Raw genomic sequence first — 20,044 nt, 5'->3', positions numbered from 1 at the left:
TGTTCATGAATTAATTACAGCAGAACTAATTACCACTTGAAGTCCTTTTCTGAGTAGTAGCCAGAGTCGATGAGTATCTTTTTCACGTTATCCTTCGTTACTGTCTGTATCTGGGATTGAATTGCTGGTACTTTCTTCTTTCCGTTGTCGTATGTAGCTGTCGTCGTTGGTTTCTTACCTTCAATCAACAACTGTGCTGCGTTTATTGCGTCTTTGACGAGAAGCCTTACATCTTTGAATACTGTCATTGATTGTTTACCGTCGATAATGTATTGTACTGATGCTTTTTCTGCGTCTTGACCTGTTATGTAGTAAGCTTTGACGTCCTTATCTGCTCTGAAAGCATCTGCTATAGCTCTTGCTGTACCGTCGTTTGGAGCAAGTATGTATACTGTTCCTTTGTCCGCTGCTTTTGCTCTTGTGAGGTCATCTTCTGCTTTTCTTTTTGCAACGTTGAAGTCCCAGTTTGTTGTTACTTGTCCAATTATCTTTGCCATTTCGTCTCTTGTCAAATCCTTTTTGTTCTTAACTTTTTCTGCTTCGGATGAGTTTATAATTCTGAACGTTCCGTCTGCAATCTTTGGCTGGAGGATTTCCCAAGCACCTTGGAAGAAGAGGAACGAGTTGTTGTCAGAAAGTGCACCTGCGTAGAGGTAAAGTGGGTTGTTCTTTGTTCCAGCTTTGACGTTCTGGACAAGGTATCTACCCATTGCCCTACCAACTTCGACACTGTCAAATGTGACATAGTAATCAACCGCATCTGTTCCCATAATTAATCTGTCATAAGAAATAACGTATACTCCTGCTTTCTTTGCTGCTTCTGCCGCTGCCGCTGCTGCGACTGCGTCGTGTGGACATATGATAAGAACCTTTATACCTTTTGCTATAAGAGCTTCAACGTTTTCTCTTTCCTTTGCTGGAAGTCCTTGGCTGAAGAGAATTTCAACTGAGTACTTTGTGTTTTTAAGAGCGTCTCTAAATCTTGTTTCATCCTGGACCCATCTTGGTTCAGCGTTTGTTGGGAGTACGACACCAACGTCAAGCGCGAAGTTAACTACCGCAGAAATAAGAAGCACAAAAAAAGTTCCTAAGAGTAAAAGCTTCTTCATACACTTTCCCTCCTCTTTGGATGAATTCTCAGAATTTAGGGTTTTAACCCCCTTGGCAAAAATATAACACATCTTGCCTCTTTAACATAATCTATCAGCTCTTTATTATATTTCTTTCAGAAAGAAAAAAATAGGGTTATTGAAACAATTTTCACTTTTTCTCAGGTTTTCTTCGATTATCTTCATTTTTTTGCTGTGACGTGTCGAAATTTGCTTGGAATGTATGTTTACGACATGTATAGATAATTACTTGTGTTCAAGTAATAAGATTCTTATTTTGTGGATTTTCATGTAGTATAATAGAATTAAGTTTGAGAACACTTTAGAGTGCAAGATTCTTATTCGTAGAAGATGAAACGAAATCAGGAAGATAAAGGGGGGGTTCTGAAATGAAAATCGATTTACTCTTCGCAGAGATTGGATCCACGACGACAGTTTTGACCGCATTCCATTTCGGTTTGAAATCAAAGATAATAGCACAAGCTGAGCATTGGACGACTGTGAACGAAGGAGATGTAACTATCGGTATTGAGAGAGCGCTTAGTAAGATGAAAGAAATTCTTGGTGAAGACATAAAATGGGAGAAGTTTGCAGCAACGAGCAGTGCAGCTGGTGGGTTGAAGATGACTGTACACGGGCTTGTTTATGACATGACCGTTCGAGCAGCTCGTGAAGCAGCTCTCGGAGCTGGTGCAGTTATTAAGTACGTTACAGCAGGCAAAATGGACGAATTCCACCTACAAAAGGTTATGTCTATCCAACCGAAGTTGATACTATTAGCTGGTGGCGTTGATTATGGGGAAACTGAAACTGTTATACATAACGCAAAAATGCTCGCAAAACTGCAGCTTGACGTACCGATAGTATACGCTGGAAATATAGCCGCAGCTGAGCATGTCGAATACATACTTACGAATGCGGGCAAGAAAGTGTACGTAACAGAAAACGTTTATCCGAGGATAGATTACCTTAACGTTGAACCTACGAGAAATGTTATCAAGGAAGTTTTCGCTGAACACATTGTGAAAGCTCCGGGAATGGAGAAGATTAAAGATATGGTCGATTACGAGATAATTCCAACCCCAGCCGCTGTTATGACAACGACCGAGCTTGCGTATGAAATTTTCGGCGATTGTTTGACAATAGACATCGGTGGTGCTACAACTGATGTGGATTCAGTCACTGAAGGTTCGCCAGAAGTACAAGAGATGCTCGTTTCTCCAGAACCGTTTGCGAAAAGAACAGTCGAGGGTGACCTTGGATTGTACGTTAACGCACATAACGTTATTAATATGATGGGCGAAGAGAGTTTAAGAAACCAGTTTGAAGATTATGACGAGCTTTTAACCAGGATAAGCCCTTATCCTATTTCTGACCGTGATGAGTACTTTATAAGCAAGCTCGCAACGTTCTGTGTACAGCAGAGCGTTAGAAGACACGCGGGAAATAAGAAGCACCTTTACACGCCAACGGGTCGCAAGACGATAGCTGAAGGAAAGGACCTCACAGCGGTAAAGACTATTTTTGGGACCGGTGGATTCTTATCGAGGTCCAAATACGCAAAAGAAGCACTCGAAAGTTTGACACATCTGCACAAAATCCACCCAATGGAGCTGTTGCCTCAAGAAGGTATAAAATTCCTTAGAGATAAACATTACATCTTCGCAGCGATTGGACTTATCGCAAGTAAGCTTGATAAAGACATAGCAAAGCAATTACTTGAAATAGATATCGAAGAATACTGATAACCACAGATAAATATTGATAAATAAAGAACGGAGGTATATTATGGAAAATCCAATGCAGGAAAAAGTACTCGTTGTTCGAACATCAGACATCGAAAGGTTATGCAATGGCAAAATAGGAGTTGTAGAAGTTCCGTACAAAGAATTCGAGAAAGTTTTAGAAACGGGGTTTTTTGTTGAAAGGGCGAAAGCTGAGTACGATGAATCAATTCGGCAGATAATTCCCTATATCGTGCTTAAAGATGGAGATGAATATATCTTCTTTAAGCGGACATCAAACCAAACTGAGAAGAGATTGCATAATTTGATTACCCTTGGCGTTGGTGGTCACCTGAACACTGAAGATTCGAACGAACCTAAGGAATGCCTTCAGAAAGGTTTATGGAGAGAGCTGAAGGAAGAAGTAGATGTTGAACTTCTTTCTATGGAATATGTCGGTTTGATAAACGATATGGAAAATCCGGTTAGTAGGGTCCATATCGGTGTTCTGTACATTGCACATGTCAACTACAAAGGTGTTGTTGAAAAAGAAAATTTCATCGAACTAAGAGCAAAAGATTTGTCTAATTACATTGGGGAGATGGAAGGATGGGCAAGACTTGTCGCTTATTACTTAGAACTTACGCAAAGGTGAACCTCTGCCTTGACATAATTAGAAAGAGAAGCAACGGTTATCACGAGATATCGTCGCTCTTCCAAAACATATCCTTAGCTGATAAGATGGAGATAATTATTTCAAATGGCGATGGAAATATACAGATAGATTCAAACATGCACATTGAAGACAATATATTATACAAAATTTGGAGACTTTTGGGTGATAAGGATCACGATGTTAAAGTGAGACTTGAAAAGAAAATTCCAATGGGTGCTGGACTCGGTGGCGGGAGCAGTAACGCGGCAGGTTTCTTGAAAGCTCTCGAATATGTAGGAGTAATTACAAAAGATGATGCTTACCAACTTGCAAAAGCCGTTGGAAGCGATGTTCCATTCTTTTTGTACGGTGGAACGGCGAACGTTGCGGGTCGCGGCGAGATAATAGAACCATTAGAGCCATTACCAAGTTTCAAGATAGATATTTTCTATCCGGGGTACTCAATTTCAACAAAAGAAGCGTATGGCAACCTCAGGAGTGAATGGTTTAATTTAGCACCTATGGGTCCTTTAGAACTTTACAGAGCATATTTAGAGAACGATTGTGAGAAGATAAAGAAAGGAACTTACAATATTTTTGAGAGAGTAATTCCTAACGATCTGCTGAGCAAAATAGAGAAACTGAAACTGGAATTCCCCGCTGCGTTGACAGGCTCCGGTAGTGCGTATTTTTGTATAAGCAGTAACGGGAAATACCACTTCACACAGAAGGGAGTGGAAATAGATGCCTTTGATGAAATTGAAGGATGAGGAACTTGTGGTTGAAAGCAAACTGCTACCTGATATAGACTCGATAGGAGAGATTGAGGAGACACAATCTTTCATTGGGCGTAAACGTGCAGTCAGGTCATTGATTTTTGGGCTTGATATGGAAAAGAGTGGATACAATATCTTTGTTGTTGGGCTTTCCGGAACTGGTAGAAAAACCTTTGTCAAACACTTTGTTAGTGAGTATTCTCAAAAAAAGCCGGTGCCTTCAGATGTTGCTTATGTTATGGATTTCGAAGATCCGCAACGCGCAAAGGTAATCTTCCTGCCTTCTGGAAGAGGTATCGATTTTAAAAAGGATATGGAAAAACTTGTCGAAAACTTAACGGAAAAGATTTCGAAAGTCTTTGAGGGTGAAGATTACAAAGTCCGAAGAAAAGAAATAGATGAGGAATTTGAAGCTGAACAGGAAAGATATACAAGAGAGCTAATTGAGAAAGCACAGAAACTCGGTTATCTTATAAAGCTAACCGCAACAGGTGTCAATTATTACCCACTGAAAGATGGAAAAGTCATAAAGGAAGAGGAATACATTAACCTGAGCGACGAGGAAAAGAAGTTTTATGAAGAAAACGAGAGAAAAGTTCAGCTTCTCATAGATGCAGCAGTTGAAAACGTCAGAAAACTCGAGAGTGTCTATAAAGAACGCGTGCGGGATTTAAATAGGTATGCGCTTCTCTTCGCAACAGAAGAGTTCTTCTCAGCGATAGAGAATAAATATCCATACAGTGATGTGAAAGAGTATATCCATAAAATTAAAGAAGATATTATCGACAAGGTGACATCGACAAAGAAGTTGCAAGAACTGGAGTACTACTTTAGAAGAGCTTACAGTGTTAACTTGATTGTTGATAACTCCGGTTTGAACACAGCGCCGGTTGTCTTTGAAGACACACCGACTTATCACAACCTTTTCGGCAAGATTGAATACATTGAACGAGAAGGGATGCTCTATACAGATTTCACGATGATACGTCCAGGGAGCATTCACAAAGCAAATGGTGGTTATTTGATCCTCGATGCACGTGAACTATTAGTGCATCCTTTTGTTTGGGACAGACTTAAGAAGGTGCTTTTCTCAGGTCAGATTGAGGTTGAGAATATTGACACTGCGTATGGCTATTCTACGATAGCGACTCTCAAGACAGAACCAGTTCCCCTGAAATTAAAAGTTATATTGGTTGGAACTCCTGAAATATATGAACTTCTGTACGAATATGATCCAGATTTTGAAAAGCTGTTTAAGATTAAAGTTGAACTTGACTGGGAACTTGACACGACCGTTGAAAACGTTAAAGATCTTATTTCTTTTATAGCAGACTACACAAAAGAAAATGAAATCCTGCCCGCCAAAAAGAGTGCGCTTAATAAAGTTTTATGGTACTCGATGAGGCTTTCCGGAGATAGAACGAAGCTTTCCATGAAGCTCGGTTCTATTATTGATCTGTTAGAGGAGGCGAACTTCTTTGCTCAAAAAAGGAATTCAAAATTTATAGAGTATACGGATGTACATCAGGCACTAACTGAAAGAGAAGATCGGTTAAAACTTATCGTTGAAAAGTACGATGATATGTTCAGAAAAGAAGATTTAATAATAGATGTTAGCGGTAAGGTAGTTGGACAAGTCAACGGTCTTACAGTAGTTAATTTCGGTGATTTCGAATTCGGACTTCCGGTTAGAATCACCGCAAAAACTTACCTCGGCAGTTCTGGAATTTTGGATATTCAGAGGGAAGCTGATTTGAGCGGGCAGATACACAGCAAGGCAGTAATGATTTTAACAGGTTATCTGGGCAGTAAGTATGCTCGAAAGGTTCCTTTCTCAATAGGTGTTTCAATATCCTTTGAACAAGTTTATGGTTATGTGGAAGGTGACAGTGCTTCTTTGGCAGAGGTTCTTGCGATAATTTCAGCCATATCGAAAATACCTTTAAAACAGAGCATAGCAGTTACAGGTTCTATCAATCAGCACGGACACATTCAGCCAGTGGGTGGAGTCACCGAAAAGGTTGAAGGTTTCTACAGGATATGTAAACTTAAGGGACTTACAGGTAATCAAGGAGTAATCATCCCAAGGGCGAATATAAGGAACCTTGTTCTGAGTGATGAAATAATTGAAGCGATAAAAGCAGGACAATTCCACATATGGACAGCAGATGACGTAGATGAAGCTATAGAATTGATGACTGACAAACCTGCTGGTGTGATGACAAAAAACTACGAATATCCACGCGGCACTGTGAATTATCATGTCGTACAGGCACTGAAACGCTCGCACGATATGGCTGAAGGGAAGACAAGTAGAGTAAGAAAGAAAAGAGAGCATAAATAAGAAAAAAAGTGCAACAAGTAGCAATAACTTGTAGACTAATCATTACCGTTATGATATAATTTAAAATGCTTTTTTGTTTGAAATGCTGATGCGAGGAGGCGATTGGATTGAAAAGGATAGCCGTTATGACGAGCGGTGGAGATTCACCAGGTATGAATGCCGCTATTCGTGCAGTTGTTAGATATGGTATCAAGTCCGGTTTAGAAGTCTACGGCATTAAGAGAGGTTACGCTGGTCTGCTTGATGAAGATATTGAGCCTATGACATTTGCCTCCGTTGGTGGAATAATGGAGCGCGGAGGAACGATCCTGAGATCAAGCCGCTGTCCTGAGTTTGTTAGAAAAGAAACGAGAGCTGAGGCAGCAAAGATACTTAAGAAGCACGGTATAGACGGCCTTGTTGTTATCGGTGGTGAAGGTAGTTTGCATGGTGCGATGTTCTTGGAAGAAGAGCAGAAAATCCCTGTGGTAGGGTTGCCCGGCACTATAGACAACGATATCGCGATGACCGACATGAGCATAGGTGTTGATACGTGTCTCAATACGGTTGTTGATGCAATTCAAAAACTTAAAGACACCGCAAGTTCACACGAAAGAGCGTTCATCATCGAAGTTATGGGAAGAAGCTCGGGTTACATAGCAACCGTCAGTGGATTGGTTACCGGTGCAGAGGCCGTGATAATCCCAGAAGTACCGGTGAATTACGAAGAACTTGGGAATAAGCTGCTTGAGGAAAGAGAAAGAGGAAAGATCAACTGTATAGTTGTTGTTGCAGAAGGCGCAGCGAGTGCTTACACAGTTGCGAGACACCTTGAACATAGAATAGGTTATGAGACAAGGATAACTATCCTTGGTCACATCCAACGCGGTGGTTCACCAACGGCGTTCGATAGGTTGTTAGCCTCAAGAATGGGAGTTGCCGCAGTCGATGCACTGCTAAGAGGAGAAAGTTATGTCATGACCGCACTTCAGGGTGGAAAGATAGTGACCGTAAGGCTTGATGAGGTTTTGAAAGAGAAGAAGAGACTCGACATGGAACTCGTGAGGCTCGCTGGAATATTATCCTAATGCCATTTTTGAGTATTCTGCATGGTGGGAAGCGGATATCGATGATAATAAAAAATGGCTATGTTTGGAATGGATTAGTGTTTGAAAAGAGAGACCTTTATGTAGAAAATGGAGAATTTGTTAAATTCACAGAATCTGGACCTGTGGTTGATGCCACAGGTCTATTTGTAATGCCCGGCTGGGTGGATTCGCACGCGCATGTAATAGGTACTGGAATGAAATTACTGACGCATGATTTAGCAAAAGAAAATCTTCTGGATATTTTGAAAAGTGATGCTGAGGAGATCATTATCGCACGCGGATGGGAAGAACTGCCAGATAATCTTCTTATTAATAAAATGAATGAAATGGCTAAACCGGTTATACTGATAAGGAAATGTGGACATGTGGCATGGATAAATGATTATCTGAAGGCAAAATTAAATTTTCAAGAAAACTTGATATACGAAGGTCAGATCGAAAAAGTTTGGTCCATACTTGGTGATGATTTTTATGAAATGGCTTTTGAAACTGGTGAAAATGAATTCTTGAGATACGGTGTCACTCAAGTTCATTCAGACGATTTTCATGGGCTCTCATTTGGGAAACTAAAAGTACTCTTATCTAAAAGCAGGATTCGGATTTTCGAGAAGCTGTATACGACAGAGCCGTGGGAGTACGAATTTAGTGAGTTCGGAATATCGAAGATTGGTGGAATAAAGGTATTTGCCGATGGTTCGCTTGGCGGTAAGACCGCTTACATGTTCCAAGAATATAAAGATACAGGAGGCTATGGAGTATTTACGCTTCCTGGAAATTTCGATGATATCATAAAATATGCAGAGAATAACAACCTCCAAGTATGTGTTCACACGATTGGTGATAGAGCACTCCACGAAGTTCTTGAAAGATTCGAAAGAAATGGAGTGAGGTTAAAGCATAGATTGATACATCTGCAATTCATCAAAAGGCAGGATTTTGAAAGGTTGAAGAAATATTATCTATCAATTCAACCGCACTTTTATTTTGAAGACATACCGCTACTGGAAAATGTGTCATTTGAAATGGGTTACCCATTTTTGGAAATGTACAGAGCAGGTCTTGATATCGCATTCTCTACAGACTCACCCGTGTCTCCTGCTGATCCAAAGTACGTTATGGAAGCTGCTCTGAAAATGGGCTTTACGCGTGAGGATGCAATAAAATTATATACGGAAAATGGATCTAAGATTATTGGACTTAAATGTGGAAAAATAGAAATAGGGTATTGCGCCGACTTTTGTTTGTATGATGGAGATCCATTTGAAAGAGATCCAGTCGGAATTTTTGTAAACGGGCAAGAGGTTCTAAGGAGGTAACCATAAGTGAAGATTAATTACTTTTCAAGACCTGACGATGATTACATGTTTGACGTTATAGTTGTTGGCGGTGGTCATGCTGGTATAGAAGCTTCACTTGCATGTGCTCGACTTGGCTTGAAAACAATGCTTATAACCGGAAACCCTGATAATGTTGGTTGGGCCTCCTGCAATCCGGCAATAGGTGGCTCAGCTAAAGGCGTTGTTGTGCGTGAAATAGATGCACTCGGTGGTGAGATGGCGAAGACAACAGATGAAACGATGATAAACGTAAGGATGCTCAACACCAGCAAAGGGCCGGCTGTTCAGGCACTTCGTGCGCAGATTGACAAATATTCTTACTCACGAACAATGAAAAGAAAGCTCGAAATGCAGGACAACTTGTTGCTAAGATATGGAATTGTGAAAGAACTGCTTGTGGAAGATGGTAAGGTTTCGGGTATCGTCGACTCTTTTGGTATCGATTACAGAGCGAGAGCTGTTATCCTGACAACAGGAACGTTCCTTAGAGGAAAGATTTTCATCGGCAGAGATACGATGGAAGCAGGACGTATGGGTGATTTCTCAGCTCACGGGCTTACCGAATCACTCATCAAATTGGGCTTCACAGTTGGACGATTTAAAACAGGGACGCCAGCACGTGTTCTTAAGAAGAGCATAGACTTTTCTAAAATGACAAGGCAAGACACGGACGATGTTCCTTGGGTGTTTTCTCATTTCAACGAGCCAAAAGTATTGGACAAAGACTACCCTTGCTGGTTGACACATACCGTGCCGGAAACTCACAAGATAATAAGAGACTACCTGATTTTCTCACCACTTTACGGAGAGGTCAAGTTGATTCAAGCGAAGGGACCTCGTTATTGCCCTTCTATTGAAGACAAAGTTGTGAAATTTGATAGGGAAAGCCACCAAGTTTTTGTCGAACCAGAGGGTAGGGATACGGAAGAGTACTATCTCAACGGCCTATCGACAAGTCTTCCATACGCGGCGCAAATAAAGATGCTCAGGACGATTCCGGGTTTGGAGAACGTTGTGATTGTTAGACCAGCGTATGCTGTGGAATACGACTATATAGACCCCACACAACTTTATCCAACCTTAGAGTCGAAAATTATTGAAAACCTCTACTTTGCAGGACAAATAAACGGAACGAGCGGATACGAAGAAGCGGCTGCCCAAGGATTAGTTGCGGGCATAAACGCGGCGATGAAATTGTTAGGTGGGCAACAAATTGTTTTGAAAAGATCAGAAAGTTATATCGGTGTCATGATCGATGATCTTGTAACGAAAGGAACAGACGAACCATACAGATTGCTATCTTCTCGTGCAGAGTACAGGCTTTTGCTGAGGCACGACAACGCACACATGAGGTTGTCTAAGTACGGATACCAAGTAGGGTTGATTCCGAAGTGGTTCTACGAACGTGTTGTGAATTTGGAAAATGAAATCCAAAAACAGCTTGAAAGATTAGAGAACGTTAAGGTTCCATTATCTACGCAAGTCAATGATATATTGACAAGACTTGGAACCACACCATTAACCGAAGGCACAAGATTGGCAAAACTGCTTAGAAGACCAGAAGTGAGCTATGAGGCTATAAAAGAGCTTGATCCAGAACCTATTCTTGACAAAGAAATTATAAGCCAGATAGAAATTCAGCTCAAGTATGAAGGCTACATAAAGTCGATGCTTGATCAAGTTCGAGTCTTTGAGGAATACGAAAATTTACAAATTGGCAACATAAAATTTACAGATGTGCCGAATTTATCAACTGAAGCGCGTGAAAAGCTTGAAAAAATAAGACCTTTGTCAATTGGGCAGGCTATGCGGATAGCCGGTGTTACGCCTGCAGATATTTTGGCTTTATTGACCTATATCAAGAAAAAATGAAGATTTTCGGGACACGGTGGCGATAAAAAGTATACCAAGGGGGAGATTTTGACATACTGAACTTTTATGGTAAAATATAACAGGAATTTTTTGTAACAAATATAATAAGGGGGTCTAAGAATGCGAAGAATACTTGCTCTTGTGATGATAGCGATGGTAGGAATGGTATTTTCATTTTATATAAACTATCAGGTGCAGAGTGGGGATACTATTTACTCTATCTCTAAGGGATTCGGTATTCCAATACCTGTGCTTCTTGATTGGAATCCAGACGTTTCGATTTCGAACTTAAAGATTGGGCAGAAATTGAAGATACCATTTGTTCCAGGCATAATGTATAAACCAGTTAAGACTATAGCTTTGTCAACTTTGTCGAAGTTGTTCTTTGTTGATCCGGAAGAGATTTTGGCTGTCAATCCTTCTATAGGAAGCACTATTTCGGCAGGAAAAGAAGTCTTTGTTCCGGTTGGGAAGGTAAATACGTCCTTCACTCAACTTGCTGATTTCATTTGGCCCGTTTACGGAAGCATCAGTTCGGAATTCGGCTGGAGAATACATCCGATATATAACAAGAATATGTTCCATACGGGGATTGATATAAAAGCAGATACAGGAACGCCGGTCTTTGCATCAAGATCTGGAAAAGTTAAGTATGCAGGCTGGAAATCTGGATATGGCAATCTCATAATTATCGACCACGGAAACGGGATAGAAACTTACTATGCCCACTTGTCGAAAATAAATGTTTACGTTGGGCTGTACGTTGAAAAAGGAGATTTCATTGCACGCGTTGGTAGTACTGGAACATCGACAGGACCGAATCTCCACTTTGAAGTTAGGAAAAACGACCAAACAAACGATCCTGTAGCATATCTACCGAGAACAAACACTTACGTTATGAGGAGGGTTCTCTCTGAGTGAATTGAGCAAGGTATTCAAAGAAATAGTCTTTAATTTTGATGAAAGCAAGCAAGAAGAGATCGATGATTTACTTTACGGTGAATACGATTATTACACGATAGATAGCAGCGAGGGGAAATTCCTCGCTGTTGTTTCGTTTTATCCGGAACAATTAGATGAAGTCAAGGAGAAACTTACCGAGATTGGATTAAAATATATTGGCATGCGAGAAACAAGACCGGAAGATTGGGTTAAAAACATCATCACTGAACCTTTCGAGATGATAGAAGGTGTTGTAATCGACCCAATGGATCACAATTTGGAAGAGCAGGGAAATATAATTTTGAAAATACCACAGGGGTTAGCTTTTGGAACAGGTTTACATCAAACAACGAAGATGTCTGCTATGTATTTAAAAAAATACCTTAAGCCCGGAATGGACGTACTTGATTTGGGTTGCGGGAGCGGTATATTAGGTATCTTGGCAAAGAAGCTTGGAGCAAATAGAGTAGTTGCTGTCGACAATGATCCACTTGCTGTTGAAGTGGCGCAAGAAAACGCAGTAAGAAACCGTGTAGATATAGATGTGAAATGGTCTGATTTGTTCTCAAATGTTGAAGGAAAGTTCGATATTATTGTGTCGAATATAATAGCAGAGATACTCGTTGAGATGCTCAAACAGGCAAAAAATCATTTAAAAGATGATGGGATTTTGATACTTTCAGGTATAATAACTCAAAAATCGAACCTCTTTGACCAATACAACGTTATAGAGAAAATGGTGATGGATGAGTGGAACGCGTTAGTGATAAAGATTTAAACATTATTGCGAAACAGCTTGACAGGAACGTAGAAAATGTGCTAAGCGTTGAAAGATACTGTTCTTTCGGTTTTCCTGTTGTTATTTTGAGCTATCCCGTAAGAAACGGCAAGCCCTTTCCAACTATCCACTATTTAACTTGTCCACACTTAGTAAAAGAGGTTTCGAAGTTAGAGGAGCAAGGTTACGTAAAGAAGTATGAGAGATTAATCGAAGATAATATACGATTTTTCTCGCGTTTAGAACAAGCTCACAAAGATGTTATTAAAAAACGAATGTCTCTCCTCAAACCTGAGGATTCTGAATGGGACGCAGTTCTCGCCTCTTCTGGTACTGGCGGGATAAGAAATTGGAAAACTTTAAAATGCTTACACTTGCACTTGGCAGACTACCTTGCTGGAATAGATAACCCAATAGGCGAACTTGTTTACAATCAGATAGAGAAGAAGGAATGTGGAGAATGCTACTGTTGTAAATTGTGATTGTGCTTTTTTCTTTCTGGGGGAGTCTTTTCATTCCACATTTTTCATCTCTCGTAGGGGGGATATTATGAATCTTACAAATCTTAACGAATCCCGGTTTCTTCAATCTTCCGCACACTTAAACATATTCTTGCTTTTTGATTTTCAAAATCAACCAGTAGATGTGCAGTTGGTGTACAGAGAAGCTCAAAAGTATGGAAGGATAGTTGGAGGCAAAGCCTACGGTTCTTGGTCTAAGCACAAAATGCCTGCTTTTGCACTCTACAACTACGGTATAGAGCTCATTGAGATACCAGAGGCAGAATTCTTACCAAACAAGAAGGGAAATGATATAAGGCTTGCGGTAGATTGTATTGAACAAGCTCTAAAAAATGATGTGATAGACACTTTCTTTCTTGTGACAGGAGATGCAGACTTCACGGCTTTAGTATACAAGCTGAAGTCTTACGGTAAACAGGTAATTGCTGTTGCGAGGACGAAGTCAACGAGTTATGAGCTTGTCTCAGCTGTTGATAAATTCATTCCCTACGAAGATATTGTGAAAAACGAGAATCTCACGGACCCAATTGACAGACTTGGAGAGGAGATGGATATTTTCCTTAAAAGGTCTGGAAAGAACTTCACAATAGAGAACCTCTCAAGATTTCTCGCGTCTTTTAACATAAACCCATCAAAATATGGTTACAACAATATAACGGAGCTAGCCGAAGAGATATATGAACGCAAAGTGCAAAAACCGGAAAGGCTAAAGAATACTAAACTCCTACTCATTAGAGGGATACTTTACGAATCACTTTCTGAAAAGACACTTCCAGAGTACTCGCAAAGACATAAAATAGCTATTGATGACTTAAAGTTAGCATTAGATATGTTGTTGCACGACGATGTGCTGAAAATAAACGATGGAGTTTACGAATTAAATAGAAACAAGGCGTTTTTTGCCGTATTGTTGGAAAAATATCCGATCTTAACTCAACACTTCATGGAGTTTCTTGAAAAGACATATAAAGCCTTCTTAAACGGTAGAGTTAAAGCGCTCAATCAGTTGTTACAGAGCGAGTTCAGATTAACGAGCTCGGAATTTAAGTCGTACGTTGAAGCCGTGAAAAGAAGCGGTTGCCTTAAAGGGATGGACGAGAGTGACTATATTTCATACTCAACTCCAGCGAAAGTTGTATGTAATCTGGAGGCTTTCATAGTCAGTTCTTTTGCATACTATGTAAAACGAATCTTGTCTCAGACATTTGTATTTAAACACGAGATAGAATACATAAAAGAACTTGTCTTTTCTAACGATGAGAAACTTTTTGAAAAGGTCCTGAATTTTCTCATAACCAGTGGAGAGATCACTGAGATTGGGGGCGTGTACTTCTATTCACCATTATGAGAATCGAGATTTTGGTCCCGGGAAAGATTTCGAAACACTTACTCGATGCAGAAAATTATTATCTGGAAAAAATTTCAAGGTTTGCCGATGTCAACGTGGAATTTGTACCACTCGGTGGTGATGTTAACACCGAGAATCCAAAGGTGATACTCGGCAAAGAAGCGGAAGCGATTTTCAAAAAACTAAAAGACAGAAGATACATTTTAATAGACTTGTGGGGGAAACAGTTAACAAGTGAAGAATTTTCGAGTCTTATAGATAGGAATTTTCAAATATCATCTGAAATAGTGTTCGTTATAGGTGGACCTCTCGGTGTTGATGAAGAACTTAGAAAAAAAGCAGCCGAGAGGATTTCTTTTTCAAAGATGACATTCACTCATGAGATGTGTCTTGTTATCTTGCTCGAGCAGATATTCAGGGGTTTTAAGATTTTGAGGAACGAGAAGTATCACTACTAAGACTTAAGAAGAGTGTAGTTTTTCCGATAAAACAAATAGATAAAAGCATAAAAGAAGGGTGGTGAAGACGTATGATTGACAAAATAAACAAGCTCGGGGTTCAGGGAATGCAAAACTTGCAGGAAGTCAAAGGAAAAACTGAGAAGGACGTAGAAAAATCAAAAGTGAGAAAAGAAGATTTGAAAGTAAGTGACCAGCTCATAGTAGAAGAGGGTAAAAGGGTAGCTGAGTACATTGAAATGGCCAAAACTTCTTCGGAAGTAAGGACAGAATTGGTTGAACAGATCAAAAAGGCTATAGAGGATGGCACTTTCAAAGTTGATGTTGAAAAGATAGCCAAAAAAATACTGGAGGGATGAATACGTTAAAAGAAAACCTTAAAAGTGAAATAAGGACACTGGAAAGCATGATACAAGCCTTTAGAGGGCTTGAAAGTGCTGTTTTGAATAGAAAAATGGACATGCTTTCAAAATATTCGGTTTCTATTGAGGAGTTATCATTAGAAATATCACTTTTAGAATCCCAGAGAGATGAATTTTTGAAAAAGCTGGGATATTCAACACTTGTTGAATATATTGAAAAAGATAATTCTGATGAAAGGCGGGAAATCTCACTCATGACCGCCGAGATTGTTGAGAAGCTCAACGAGCTCTCCATAGTAATGGATGCGATCAGGCAGATTATGGAATTTAACGACCGTTACTTTGAGCTTCTTAACCATCTCGTCAGGGGTTCATCGACACAACCGACCTATTCTGCTTCTGGATACGGAAAAAGTGGTACATTTCAATCTTCTGCATACGACTCGAAGTACGATAGATTTAAGTGATTTTCGATTTTTAGAGAGTAACTGAGAGAAGCCTTTCTATTTATTTTAAAAGCTTTCGAAAAATTGGACAGATTCATGCGACTCAAAAGGAGTGATCGCATTGCCAGACATAAGCCTATTCGGAACGCTAAACACAGGATTACTTGGAATTTACGCAAGCAAGTTGGCAATGAATGTTGTTGCACATAATATATCGAACGCGAATACGCCGGGATTTTCACGTCAAAGGCCCGAACTTCTTACAATGCCCCCCATTCCTTTAACATCGTTAACCCAACCAAGTATACCACTTCAGATAGGTACGGGTGTTTACGTTAGAGATATAAAGCGTGTAAGGGATGAGTTCTTAGACATACAGTTCAGGCAGACGAACAACAAGTACAATTACTGGGATACAATGACTGCAAACTTGCATTTTGTAGAACAGCTCTTTGCAGAACCTTCGGAGGCTGGAATCAGGTATCTTTTCGATTCTTTCTGGTCAGGGTTAGAAGAAGTGATTACTGACCCAACGAACACAGCTGCAAAAAGAGGACTTGTGAGTAGGGCGGAGGAACTTGTTGAACACATACAAGATTTGTACACGAGGCTCGAACAATTGCGAGTTGATATAGATAACGAAATTGCGCAAAGAACTCAGCAGATAAATGCAATGGTGAAGAGATTGGCAGACATAAATGCCAAGGTGAGAACAGCTGTTAGTTTAAAATATACGCCCAACGACCTCCTTGATGAACGAGACAGAATTCTAGATGAGCTTTCTGAACTTGCTGATATATATTATTATGAAGACCAAGCTGGCCAGATAACACTGAGATTTGGTAATCAAATCGTCCTTACCGGTCAAGATGTCGTTGAACTAAGGGCACTTGACAAACCCTACGGTAAAGGTTTTAAGGAAATATTCGCTGGGAATTCAATGGTTTCCATAAATGACGGAAAGTTAAGAAGTCTTTTTGATTTGCGTGATTCGACATTAGTCAAATATATGAACAGATTAGATGAATTTGTGCTCTCACTTACTGATGAGTTCAACCTTGTTCACCAAGATGGATTCAACGGAGATGGGAGCGTTACCGGTTTAAAATTCTTCAACGATATATCTGCTGAGAGGATAGAAGATTCGATACTTTACAGATTAGCAGGTGCGAAAAGGGTTGAGAATGGTCCTATCAAATATATCTCAGGAATGAGCGACAGAAAAGATTTTGCCGATATTACAACTAAGCCGTTTATCGAAAAGGGCGCAATAGTCTTTTTCGATGGTACTGACAAAGTCTTTTCAGCGAGAGTCAATCCATACGATACGGTCGAAGATTTTCAAAACACTTTGTCGACAATTACTGACAAATGGTTCGACTTAAAACTTGGTGCTCACGGTGACGGTGGTTACAGGTTGTACTTTGAAGCGAATAGCAATTTAAGAAACACCCTTGCACTTGATTTCAACGGTAACATGTTCAACACGATGGGATTTGCCACGAAAAACGTCGATGTTTTTGTCGTGAATAGAAACGATTTCAAAGTTTCTGAAGGGTCATATAAAATTGCGATTAATGGAAAGGAAGAGATCCTGAGTATTACAGCAACGACAACACTTGAGGATTTAGCCAACCAACTCAACACTCACTTTGGGAACGACATAAGAGCATATGTGCATGATGACAAGCTCCTGATAATACCAACGAAGGCAAACGAATTCGATTTGAATCGCCTAAAACTCTCAGATTCTGGTGGACTCTTTACACAAGCAAATATCCACAAAGAGACGTATAAAGCACTCGATACGGGCAAGGAGACACTTGAAAACATATTGAACAGGTCTCAAGCTTTCTCTATACGCATAGGTGCGACAGAAATAAGGATAGACCCAACAAAGCACACCATGAAAGACCTTGCAAAAATGATAAACGACGCGAACACTGGGATTATTGCAGAAGTCACACCTCATGGAAAATTCGTCTTGCGTGGTTCAAGGTCTTTGGGATTTGAACTGAAAAAGGTTATCCAAGGTCCTGAAGCGCTTTGGAGTGCTCTTGGTTTTATAGATTCTGATGGAGATCCTCTCAACGACTGGGATGAAGGGTTTGTCTTTGTCAATCCGTTCGAAAAGCCGCAGGACCAGAGAATGAGATACATAAAAGCCGATGCGTTGTTCATAGATAAACAGTTGCCAAAAGAGCCGTACAGATTTGTCGAAAAACTTGCAGTGAACTCAACTATAAAGAGCAACCCTGAAACAATAGCTGTGGATATTGGTTATACAGAGGAAAACCCAAACTGGGATGCAAAGGTTTTCAAGCCTTCAGGAAGGGCAAATACAGGAATAGTTGAACTATTATCTGCGCTAAAATATAAAAAGGTATTGAATGATGGGCTTGAATCATTCAATGAATATCTTGGTGGTGTGGTTGCCGAACTTGGTGTGGAAAGTGAAACCGCCATGAAGATCAAAAGCAACACGGACCTTATGAAAAAAGAAATCGATGGCGAAAGGGAACGTGTGAAGGGTGTATCTCTCGACGAAGAGATGGCAAACATGATTAAGTACCAACAAGCTTTCAACGCGGCTGCAAGGGTAATGACCGCTGTGGATGATATGATTTCGAGGGTTATCGATAAACTCGGATTAGTCGGTAGATAGTCTTGGAATGAATCAGCACCATTTAGTACCATGCGGAGGTGACTTTGATGCGAATAACAAATAACATGATAAATGACAGGTCTCTATTCAACATACAGCAAAACTTGTACAGGATAGCAAAGATGCACGATAAACTTTCTTCAGGAAAGGAAGTTCAATATCCGAGTGATGATGCTGTTATTGCAACAAGAGCATCGAATATATCAAGCAGGTTGAGAGAGCTTGAACAATTCAAGCGTAACGTTGACCATGTCAATAACTTTATACAATCATATGATACAACACTCCAGGAACTTTCAGATCTATACCATCGAGTTAGGGAATTGATGGTGAGGGGTGCAAACGGTACAAATACAGTTGACGAAAGAAATGCTATAGCATCCGAACTTAAGGCTTTAAAGGAGCATCTTATAGAAGTTGCTAACACTCGCGTTGGTGATGAATACATCTTTGGTGGTGCAAGGTCTGAACTGAGCCCGGTCGATGAAAATGGTAACATCGTTACACCTGTGGAAGCGAACGTCAAGAGAAAAGTAAATGCGTTAGGTTACAGCATAGAATACGGCGTAACTGTGTACGACGTATTCACTTTGGAGAACGGCAAAACTGTTTTTTCAACAATAGACGATGCGATAAAAGCTCTTTATGAGGGAAACGAAAAGAAACTTTCTGAAATATCGTTGAAAGAAATTGGAATACTCGAAAGGTCTGTGATGGAGCATTTCGCAACAGTCGGTTCAACTGCTCGCATGGTTGAGATGGTGTCTTCGAGAATAGAAGATTTAAAAATGTTCAATACTGAATACTTATCAAAAGAACAAGATGCAGACCTTACAAAAGTACTCACAGACCTCAACATGCAGCAATCAGTGCTGCAAGCAGCTCTAAAATCTGCTGCAATGGCTATCCAGAAATCGCTTGTCGATTTTGTCGGTGGATAATCGTATGAACGAGTTCCTGACTAGAAGATTCTCATCAGAAATTTTAAGAGGAATAGAGACAATAGATTTACCTACACACAGGCCGACGCACGCGTCGGCTTTTTTAGTATGGTACAGCAAACCAACCGCTGATGTCAAGCGTGTTGTGGAATTGGGTAGTGGAACAGGGATTGTTGCGTTTGCACTTGCGAAGTTGTATAATCTGTACGTGGAGGGGATAGAAGTACAAAAAGAGTTGTTTGACCTTGCGGTTGATGGAATAAAGATAAACGGTTTAGAGGATAAAGTTGTTTTTAGAAACATTGATGTTCGAGATATAAGGTCTAACTACAATACGGAAACGTTTGACATGGTTGTTTCGAATCTACCGTTCCATATAGGTAAAGAAAGCCCGAATAAGATAAGAAAAATCTCAAGAAATGCTGACTACGATTTACTAAAGGATTTTATTCATGGAGCTTCTTACCTGATTAGAAACAAAGGCACATTCGTTTTCGCATTCTCGCCGAAGATACTCGTGGAAATGATCACTTTGTTAGAAAAGCAGAGGTTGATAGTTCAAAGAATGTGTTTTTTGCACGGAACACCTGAAAAAGAAGCGAAATTAGTTGTAGTTAGAGGAAAAAAGAACGGTGGGAAACATTTGATAGTTGACCCACCGCAGTGGGGGGTGTAGTT

General features: G+C 40.1%; 18 protein-coding genes. 17 read left to right on the top strand and 1 reads right to left on the bottom strand.

The genetic code is table 11. The annotated features are described in order from the left end of the window. Positions 1-29 precede the first annotated feature (29 nt). Positions 30-1,109, bottom strand: coding sequence for a sugar ABC transporter substrate-binding protein (locus tag BUA11_RS01660; RefSeq protein ID WP_072757622.1), 1,080 nt, complete (start codon positions 1,107-1,109; stop codon positions 30-32). 389 nt (positions 1,110-1,498) lie between these two features. Here BUA11_RS01660 and BUA11_RS01655 point away from each other — a divergent pair, with 389 nt between their 5' ends. The 17 genes from BUA11_RS01655 to BUA11_RS01575 all read left to right on the top strand — a co-directional run bounded on the left by BUA11_RS01655 (position 1,499) and on the right by BUA11_RS01575 (position 20,042). Next, a complete protein-coding gene (locus BUA11_RS01655) occupies positions 1,499-2,854 on the top strand; it encodes a GlmL-related ornithine degradation protein (protein WP_072757620.1) in 1,356 nt (451 codons plus the stop codon). A 43-nt stretch (positions 2,855-2,897) separates the two neighbouring features. Continuing rightward, complete coding sequence (locus BUA11_RS01650; RefSeq protein ID WP_143145234.1) at positions 2,898-3,488, top strand: NUDIX hydrolase; 591 nt, start codon at positions 2,898-2,900, stop codon at positions 3,486-3,488. After that, complete coding sequence (gene ispE, locus BUA11_RS01645; protein WP_072757618.1) at positions 3,443-4,258, top strand: 4-(cytidine 5'-diphospho)-2-C-methyl-D-erythritol kinase; 816 nt, start codon at positions 3,443-3,445, stop codon at positions 4,256-4,258. The genes BUA11_RS01650 and ispE overlap by 46 nt, the downstream gene beginning before the upstream one ends. Beyond that, positions 4,233-6,608, top strand: coding sequence for a Lon protease family protein (locus BUA11_RS01640; protein ID WP_084634293.1), 2,376 nt, complete (start codon positions 4,233-4,235; stop codon positions 6,606-6,608). The genes ispE and BUA11_RS01640 overlap by 26 nt, the downstream gene beginning before the upstream one ends. Before the next feature lie 107 nt (positions 6,609-6,715). Further along, positions 6,716-7,675, top strand: coding sequence for a 6-phosphofructokinase (gene pfkA, locus BUA11_RS01635; protein WP_072757616.1), 960 nt, complete (start codon positions 6,716-6,718; stop codon positions 7,673-7,675). A 41-nt stretch (positions 7,676-7,716) separates the two neighbouring features. Next, positions 7,717-9,012 (top strand): amidohydrolase, encoded by a 1,296-nt coding sequence (locus BUA11_RS01630; RefSeq protein ID WP_072757614.1) that lies wholly within the window; start codon positions 7,717-7,719, stop codon positions 9,010-9,012. Positions 9,013-9,057: 45 nt separating this feature from the next. Next, positions 9,058-10,905, top strand: coding sequence for a tRNA uridine-5-carboxymethylaminomethyl(34) synthesis enzyme MnmG (mnmG, locus tag BUA11_RS01625; protein ID WP_072757887.1), 1,848 nt, complete (start codon positions 9,058-9,060; stop codon positions 10,903-10,905). A gap of 120 nt (positions 10,906-11,025) precedes the next feature. Then, positions 11,026-11,826 carry a LysM peptidoglycan-binding domain-containing M23 family metallopeptidase gene (locus BUA11_RS01620; protein WP_072757612.1) on the top strand — a complete coding sequence of 267 codons (801 nt, stop codon included), beginning with the start codon at positions 11,026-11,028 and terminating at the stop codon, positions 11,824-11,826. A 1-nt stretch (position 11,827) separates the two neighbouring features. Further along, positions 11,828-12,625: a 50S ribosomal protein L11 methyltransferase gene (locus BUA11_RS01615; RefSeq protein WP_072757610.1), complete on the top strand. Its 798-nt coding sequence runs from the start codon at positions 11,828-11,830 to the stop codon at positions 12,623-12,625. Beyond that, on the top strand, positions 12,598-13,107 hold the full coding sequence (locus tag BUA11_RS01610) for a DUF501 domain-containing protein (protein WP_072757608.1): 510 nt from the start codon (positions 12,598-12,600) through the stop codon (positions 13,105-13,107). Before BUA11_RS01615 ends, BUA11_RS01610 begins: the two co-directional genes overlap by 28 nt. Before the next feature lie 67 nt (positions 13,108-13,174). After that, positions 13,175-14,494 carry an NYN domain-containing protein gene (locus BUA11_RS01605; RefSeq protein WP_072757606.1) on the top strand — a complete coding sequence of 440 codons (1,320 nt, stop codon included), beginning with the start codon at positions 13,175-13,177 and terminating at the stop codon, positions 14,492-14,494. Positions 14,495-14,505: 11 nt separating this feature from the next. Then, positions 14,506-14,952, top strand: coding sequence for a 23S rRNA (pseudouridine(1915)-N(3))-methyltransferase RlmH (locus BUA11_RS01600; protein WP_245789427.1), 447 nt, complete (start codon positions 14,506-14,508; stop codon positions 14,950-14,952). A gap of 71 nt (positions 14,953-15,023) precedes the next feature. Then, positions 15,024-15,311: a flagellar biosynthesis anti-sigma factor FlgM gene (gene flgM, locus BUA11_RS01595; protein WP_072757602.1), complete on the top strand. Its 288-nt coding sequence runs from the start codon at positions 15,024-15,026 to the stop codon at positions 15,309-15,311. Then, on the top strand, positions 15,308-15,781 hold the full coding sequence (flgN, locus tag BUA11_RS01590) for a flagellar export chaperone FlgN (protein ID WP_072757600.1): 474 nt from the start codon (positions 15,308-15,310) through the stop codon (positions 15,779-15,781). Before flgM ends, flgN begins: the two co-directional genes overlap by 4 nt. Positions 15,782-15,881: 100 nt before the next feature. Continuing rightward, positions 15,882-18,425: a flagellar hook-associated protein FlgK gene (gene flgK / locus BUA11_RS01585; protein WP_072757598.1), complete on the top strand. Its 2,544-nt coding sequence runs from the start codon at positions 15,882-15,884 to the stop codon at positions 18,423-18,425. 47 nt (positions 18,426-18,472) lie between these two features. After that, a complete protein-coding gene (flgL, locus tag BUA11_RS01580) occupies positions 18,473-19,366 on the top strand; it encodes a flagellar hook-associated protein FlgL (protein ID WP_072757596.1) in 894 nt (297 codons plus the stop codon). Positions 19,367-19,370: 4 nt separating this feature from the next. Continuing rightward, the gene (locus tag BUA11_RS01575; protein WP_072757594.1) at positions 19,371-20,042 is read left to right on the top strand and encodes a tRNA1(Val) (adenine(37)-N6)-methyltransferase; all 672 of its coding nucleotides are present in this window, start codon (positions 19,371-19,373) and stop codon (positions 20,040-20,042) included. The last annotated feature ends 2 nt before the right edge of the window (positions 20,043-20,044 follow it).

The organism is Fervidobacterium gondwanense DSM 13020, from assembly GCF_900143265.1.
Classification (GTDB): domain Bacteria; phylum Thermotogota; class Thermotogae; order Thermotogales; family Fervidobacteriaceae; genus Fervidobacterium; species Fervidobacterium gondwanense.
This window is presented reverse-complemented; position numbering and strand designations above follow the sequence as displayed.

Excerpts from the sequence above, each read along its gene's own strand:
- BUA11_RS01660 (WP_072757622.1), bottom strand. The coding sequence starts at position 1,109 with ATGAAGAAGCTTTTACTCTTAGGAACTTTTTTTGTGCTTCTTATTTCT.
- BUA11_RS01655 (WP_072757620.1), top strand. The coding sequence starts at position 1,499 with ATGAAAATCGATTTACTCTTCGCAGAGATTGGATCCACGACGACAGTT.
- BUA11_RS01650 (WP_143145234.1), top strand. The coding sequence starts at position 2,898 with ATGGAAAATCCAATGCAGGAAAAAGTACTCGTTGTTCGAACATCAGAC.
- ispE (WP_072757618.1), top strand. The coding sequence starts at position 3,443 with ATGGGCAAGACTTGTCGCTTATTACTTAGAACTTACGCAAAGGTGAAC.
- BUA11_RS01640 (WP_084634293.1), top strand. The coding sequence starts at position 4,233 with ATGCCTTTGATGAAATTGAAGGATGAGGAACTTGTGGTTGAAAGCAAA.
- BUA11_RS01630 (WP_072757614.1), top strand. The coding sequence starts at position 7,717 with ATGATAATAAAAAATGGCTATGTTTGGAATGGATTAGTGTTTGAAAAG.
- mnmG (WP_072757887.1), top strand. The coding sequence starts at position 9,058 with ATGTTTGACGTTATAGTTGTTGGCGGTGGTCATGCTGGTATAGAAGCT.
- BUA11_RS01620 (WP_072757612.1), top strand. The coding sequence starts at position 11,026 with ATGCGAAGAATACTTGCTCTTGTGATGATAGCGATGGTAGGAATGGTA.
- BUA11_RS01605 (WP_072757606.1), top strand. The coding sequence starts at position 13,175 with ATGAATCTTACAAATCTTAACGAATCCCGGTTTCTTCAATCTTCCGCA.
- flgM (WP_072757602.1), top strand. The coding sequence starts at position 15,024 with ATGATTGACAAAATAAACAAGCTCGGGGTTCAGGGAATGCAAAACTTG.
- flgN (WP_072757600.1), top strand. The coding sequence starts at position 15,308 with ATGAATACGTTAAAAGAAAACCTTAAAAGTGAAATAAGGACACTGGAA.
- flgL (WP_072757596.1), top strand. The coding sequence starts at position 18,473 with ATGCGAATAACAAATAACATGATAAATGACAGGTCTCTATTCAACATA.
- BUA11_RS01575 (WP_072757594.1), top strand. The coding sequence starts at position 19,371 with ATGAACGAGTTCCTGACTAGAAGATTCTCATCAGAAATTTTAAGAGGA.